This is a genomic window from Calditerricola satsumensis (genome assembly GCF_014646935.1).
Classification (GTDB): Bacteria; Bacillota; Bacilli; order Calditerricolales; family Calditerricolaceae; genus Calditerricola; species Calditerricola satsumensis.
In genome coordinates this window covers 1-5,459 of record NZ_BMOF01000077.1, presented here as the reverse complement: position 1 = coordinate 5,459, position 5,459 = coordinate 1, and the positions used below count along the sequence as shown (strand labels likewise).

The 5,459-nt window shown below is 71.4% G+C and carries 5 protein-coding genes and 1 pseudogene; all 6 read left to right on the top strand.

Translation table 11 applies throughout. The features are described from left to right. Nucleotides 1-203 precede the first annotated feature (203 nt). Nucleotides 204-1,415 (top strand): ATP phosphoribosyltransferase regulatory subunit, encoded by a 1,212-nt coding sequence (locus IEX61_RS11795; protein WP_188818197.1) that lies wholly within the window; start codon nucleotides 204-206, stop codon nucleotides 1,413-1,415. Continuing rightward, nucleotides 1,412-2,063: pseudogene (gene hisG / locus IEX61_RS11790) on the top strand (ATP phosphoribosyltransferase). Before IEX61_RS11795 ends, hisG begins: the two are co-directional and overlap by 4 nt. Nucleotides 2,064-2,080: 17 nt before the next feature. Continuing rightward, nucleotides 2,081-3,430, top strand: coding sequence for a histidinol dehydrogenase (hisD, locus tag IEX61_RS11785; RefSeq protein ID WP_188818199.1), 1,350 nt, complete (start codon nucleotides 2,081-2,083; stop codon nucleotides 3,428-3,430). Next, entirely contained in the window at nucleotides 3,427-4,041 is a 615-nt protein-coding gene (gene hisB, locus IEX61_RS11780; RefSeq protein ID WP_054673303.1) for an imidazoleglycerol-phosphate dehydratase HisB, read from the top strand. The genes hisD and hisB overlap by 4 nt, the downstream gene beginning before the upstream one ends. A gap of 47 nt (nucleotides 4,042-4,088) precedes the next feature. After that, nucleotides 4,089-4,739 (top strand): imidazole glycerol phosphate synthase subunit HisH, encoded by a 651-nt coding sequence (gene hisH / locus IEX61_RS11775; protein WP_188818195.1) that lies wholly within the window; start codon nucleotides 4,089-4,091, stop codon nucleotides 4,737-4,739. Then, nucleotides 4,736-5,459, top strand: a 724-nt coding sequence (gene hisA / locus IEX61_RS11770; RefSeq protein ID WP_188818193.1) for a 1-(5-phosphoribosyl)-5-[(5-phosphoribosylamino)methylideneamino]imidazole-4-carboxamide isomerase, incomplete at its 3' end; no start/stop codon positions are given. The genes hisH and hisA, both read left to right, overlap by 4 nt.

Here is a 5,459-nt window from a genome sequence, read left to right as displayed (position 1 = left end):
AAAACTGAAGATGGCCTGATGCAGATCAGGCCGAGATACAGGCACAGCGAAAAAAGCTCGGAGAAACGAGCCGTTGACGAAGGCGCGTCGGGCGTGGTAAGCTGGAAAACAAACCGCGACACTTTAGTTTAGTAGCATGGTAGCATATAAAAGTAAAGGGCGGCGGACGACGAGCCGCCGACGACAAGAAGGGAGCAGGGGCGATGACCCGACCGCGCGTCTTCGAGAAACCGCTGGGCATGCGCGACTGGCTGCCCGACGAGCTGGCCAAGCGGCGGCGGATTGAGGCGCGGGTCCTCGCGCGGATGGCGGCGTGGGGCTACCGCGAAATCGAAACGCCGACGCTGGAATATGACGACACGGTGGGGAAGGCGAGCGCCACGGCCGACGACCAGCGCTTCACGCTGCTCGACCGCCAGGGGATGGCCCTCGTGCTGCGGCCGGACATGACGGCGCCCATCGCCCGGGTGGCCGCCTCGCTGCTGCGCGGCGAAGCCCTGCCGCTGCGGCTATGCTACCGGGCCAGCGTCTTTCGCCGGCCGCGCAAAGACGCGGGGCACAGCGCGGAATTTCCCCAGCTGGGCGTGGAGCTGATCGGTGACGGGGCGGCCGACGCCGACGCGGAGGTGATCGCCCTCGCCGTCGATTGCCTGCGGGCGGCGGGGGTGGCTCGCTTTTCCCTCGCCGTCGGGCACATGGGGTTTTTGGCTGGGCTGCTCGAGTCGACCGTGCCCGACGCGGCGCTGCGCGGCGAGCTCAAGCGGTTCTTGGCGCGGCGCGACTTCGTCGGCTTCCGCCAGGCCGTGGGCCGCTCGACGCTTCCGGATGCGGCGAAGAAGCGGCTTTTGGCCCTGCTTGCGCTGCGCGGCGGTGCCGAGACGCTGGAGGCCGCCGCGCGGGTGGTGGGGGGCGGCGCGTGTGGGGCGGCCCTCGAGACGCTGTACCGGCTGTGGGACGTGCTGGCGGCCTACGAGGTGACGGATTGCGTGGGGGTTGACCTGACGCTCATCGGCCACCTCGGGTATTACACCGGTGTGCTCTTCGAAGGCTACGCCGCCGACCACGGCTTTCCCATCCTCCACGGCGGCCGCTATGATCACCTGATGGCCCTCTTCGCCCGCCCGGCCCCGGCGACGGGGTTTGCCCTCGTCCTCGACCGGGTGTGGGAAGTGTCGACGCTCGAGCTGGAGCCGGATCCACCGGCGGTGACGGTGGTGTACGACGACGCGCACCGCGCCGAGGCCCTGCAGACGGCCCGCCGGCTGCGCGAGGAGGGGCGGGTCGTGGTGACGCGCTGGGTGGCCGACGCCGACGCGGCGGTCCGTATGGCCGAGCAGGCGAACGGCGCGGTGCTGTGCTTTCTGGACAAGGGCCCGGTGGCGTGCGGGCCGGCGACGGGGAGGGAGCGGCGATGACCGAGGGGCTTCGCGTGGCGCTGCCGAAGGGGCGCATCTTCCACGAGGCGGTGGCCCTGCTCCGCCGGAGCGGCGTGCCCCTTCCGGAGGACCTGGAGGCGTCGCGCCGCCTGATCCTGACGGTTCCCGACGCCGCCCTCACCTTCATTCTGGCCAAGCCCTTCGACGTGCCCACCTACGTCGAGTACGGGGTGGCCGATGTGGGGCTGGTCGGCAAGGACGTGCTGATGGAAGAGGAGGAGCGCGACGTCTACGAGCTGCTCGACCTGGGCATCAGCCGTTGTCGCATCGCTGTTGCGGCGAAGCCCGACTGGTCGCCGCACCTTGCCCCCCCGCGTGGCGACGAAGTACCCGCGCATTGCGTCGACCTACTTCCGCGAGCGGGGGCAGCAGGTGGAGATCATCAAGCTGAACGGGTCGGTGGAGCTGGCCCCGCTCATCGGCCTGGCCGACCGCATCGTCGACATCGTCTCCACAGGGCGGACGCTGCGCGAAAACGGCCTGGTGGAGCTGGAGACGATCGCCGAGGTGACGACGCGGCTCATCGCCAACCTCGTCAGCTACCGCATGAAGGGCCGCGCCGTCGACGACCTGTGCGCGCGGCTGGAGGCGGCGATCGGACGGCAAGGGACGGAGGTGGCCCCATGACGCGCAAGACGTCTCATTTGCGCATCATGCCCGCCGCGTCGTACGACCTGCGGCGAGACGTGGACGCGCACGAAGCGGAGCGGGCGGCGGTGCGCGCCATCCTCGCCGCCGTGCGCGCGGAGGGAGATGCCGCCGTGCGCCGGTACACGGCGCAGTTTGACGGCTGGGATGGCGACGATCCCCGCGTGCCGCCGGAGATGCTGGAACGGGCGTGGCGCGAGGCCGACCCCGCCTTCCGCGCGGCGCTGGAGGCGGCGGCGGCCAACATTCGCGCCTTCCACGAGCGGCAGCGCCGCGCCTCGTGGTTCGAGCCGACGGCGACGGGGACCGTGCTCGGCCAGCTCGTCCGCCCCCTCGACCGCGTCGGCGTCTACGTGCCCGGGGGACGGGCGGCCTACCCGTCGACGGTGCTGATGAACGTCATCCCCGCCCAGGTGGCCGGCGTGAGGGAAATCGCCGTCGTCACGCCGCCGGGCCCGGACGGAGACGTCCATCCGGGCATCCTCGCCGCCTGCCACCTGCTCGGCGTCTCCGAGGTGTACCGCGTCGGCGGGGCCCAGGCGGTGGCCGCCCTGGCCTACGGAACGGAGACGATCCGCCCGGTGGACAAGATCGTCGGCCCCGGCAACGTGTACGTGGCCCTGGCCAAGCGCGAGGTGTTTGGCCGCGTGGGCATCGACGCCGTGGCCGGGCCGAGCGAGATCGTCGTCCTGGCCGACGCTTCGGCCGATCCGCGCCATGTGGCGGCCGATCTCCTGTCCCAGGCCGAGCACGATCCCCTCGGCGCGGCGGTGCTCGTGACGACGGACCGGGCCCTGGCCGAGGCCGTGCAGGCCGAGGTGAAGCGGCAGCTTGTTGACCTCCCGCGCGCGGCCATCGCCCGCGAGGCCCTGGCGCGAAACGGGGCCATCCTCCTGGCCGGATCGCTGGACGAGGCCGTGGAGACGGTCAACCGCCTGGCGCCGGAGCATCTCGAGCTCCTTGTGGCCGATCCGTGGGCCCTGCTCGGGCGCATCCGCCATGCCGGGGCCGTCTTTCTCGGCCCGCACAGCCCGGAGCCGGTGGGCGACTACTTCGCTGGCCCCAACCACGTGCTGCCGACCAACGGGACGGCGCGCTTCTTCTCGGGCCTGTCGGTGCACGATTTTCTCAAGACGACCAACGTTATCGCCTACAGCCGGGCTGACCTCTTGGCCCATGCCGCGCACGTGGTGACCCTGGCCCGGGCCGAGGGCCTCGAGGCCCACGCGCGGGCGGTGCTCGTTCGGCTGGAGGAAACCGAGGGGCTGCGTGACGCGGATGCAGCCGCGACGGCTGCGGGGGCCAACGAACGGGAAGCCTGCCGGAAAGGGGAGCGGGACGCATGAGCGACCGCATCGCGCCGGAACCCGCCGTCCGCGCGGCGACGGTGAAGCGGACGACGACGGAGACGGACATCGCCCTGTCCCTGGTCATCGACGGGGCGGGGCAGGCGGACCTCGACACCGGCGTGCCCTTTCTCGAGCACATGCTTGACCTCTTTGCCCGCCACGGCCACTTCGACCTCACCGTGCGGGCCAAGGGCGACCTCCATATCGACGACCACCACACCGTGGAGGACATCGGCATCTGCCTCGGCCGGGCCCTGCGCCAGGCGCTGGGCGACAAGGCCGGCATCCGGCGCTTTGGCCACGCCTTTGTGCCGATGGATGAGGCGTTGGCCCAGGTGGTCATCGACCTGTCGGGCCGCCCGCACCTGGAGTGGCGCGCCGAGTGGCCGGCGGCGCGGGTCGGCGCCTTCGACACCGAGCTGGTGCACGAGTTCTTCTGGAAGGTGGCCCTCGAGGCGGGGATGACGCTGCATGTGCTCGTCCACTACGGGCGGAACACGCATCACATGATTGAAGCGACGTTCAAAGCCTTTGGCCGGGCCCTTGACGAAGCCACGCTGCGCGACCCGCGGGTACGGGGCGTGCCGTCGACGAAGGGCACGCTGTAGGCGCGGCGGCCGCACGGCGGGCCAACCGTCAACAGGGAGAGGACAGCATGATCGCCATCGTCGACTACGGCATGGGCAACCTCTACAGCGTTCGCTGTGCCCTCGAACGCCTGGGCTTCTCCGGTTTCGTCACCGCGGACCCGGATGACCTGGAACGCGCGCGCGGCATCATTCTGCCGGGTGTTGGCGCCTTCGGCGACGCCATGGCCAACCTGCGCCGGCGCGGCCTCGACCGCGTCCTCGTCGACGCGGCGCAGGCCGGAAAGCCCCTCCTCGGCATCTGCCTCGGCATGCAGCTCTTGTTTGAGGAGAGCGAGGAGCACGGCCGCCACGCGGGGCTCGGGCTCTTGCCGAGCCGCGTGGTGCGCTTCCGCGGGAGCTTCAAGATCCCCCACATGGGGTGGAACCGGCTGCGCTACCTTCGGGCGTCGCCGCTTCTGGCCGGCGTGCCCGAGGGCTACGTCTACTTTGTCCATTCCTACTATGTCGAGCCGGGGGGCCGCGACATCCTCCTCGCCGTATGCGACTACCATGGCGAGGTGCCGGCCATCGTCGGACGCGGCCGGTTGTTCGGGATGCAGTTCCATCCGGAAAAGAGCGGGAAAACCGGGCTGGCGCTGCTGGCCAATTTTGCCCGCCTGTGCGGCGCGCCGGCGGCCGGCCGGAGCCAGCCGGTGACGGAAGGGGAGCGGCGATGACGTTTACCCTGTACCCGGCCATCGACATTCGCGGCGGGCAATGCGTCCGCCTCGTGCAGGGCGACTACGGACGGGAGACGGTCTATGGCGACCCCGTGGCCATGGCCAAGCGGTGGGCGGCGGAGGGGGCGACGTGGCTCCACGTCGTCGACCTCGACGGGGCGCGGGAAGGGCGGCCCGTCAACGCCGACGTGGTGGCGGCCATTGTGCGCGCCGTCGACGTGCCGGTGCAGGTGGGCGGCGGAATCCGCACCGCTGAGGCGGCCCGGGCCTACTGGAACCGGGGCGTGCGCCGCGTCATCCTCGGCACGGCGGCCCTGGAGGACAAGGACCTGGTGGCGCGGCTGCTTTCCGAGCGTGCCGACGGCGTGGCCATCGGCCTCGACGCGCGGGACGGCATCGTCGCCGTGCGCGGGTGGCAGGAGGCGTCCGGCGTGCGCGCCCTCGACCTGGGGCGCCAGCTGGCCGCCCTCGGCGCGCAGACGCTCATCTTCACCGACATCGCCCGCGACGGCACGCTTTCCGGTCCCAACGTGGCGGCCTGCGCCGAGCTGGCCCGGGCCACCGGCTGCGCGGTGATCGCCTCGGGCGGCGTGCGCGACATCGCCGACCTCGAGGCCCTGGCCGCGCGGGCGGAGGACGGCGTGTGCGGGGCGATCGTCGGCAAGGCCCTCTACACGGGCGCCCTCAACCTGCGCGCGGCCCTGGCGCGACTGGGCG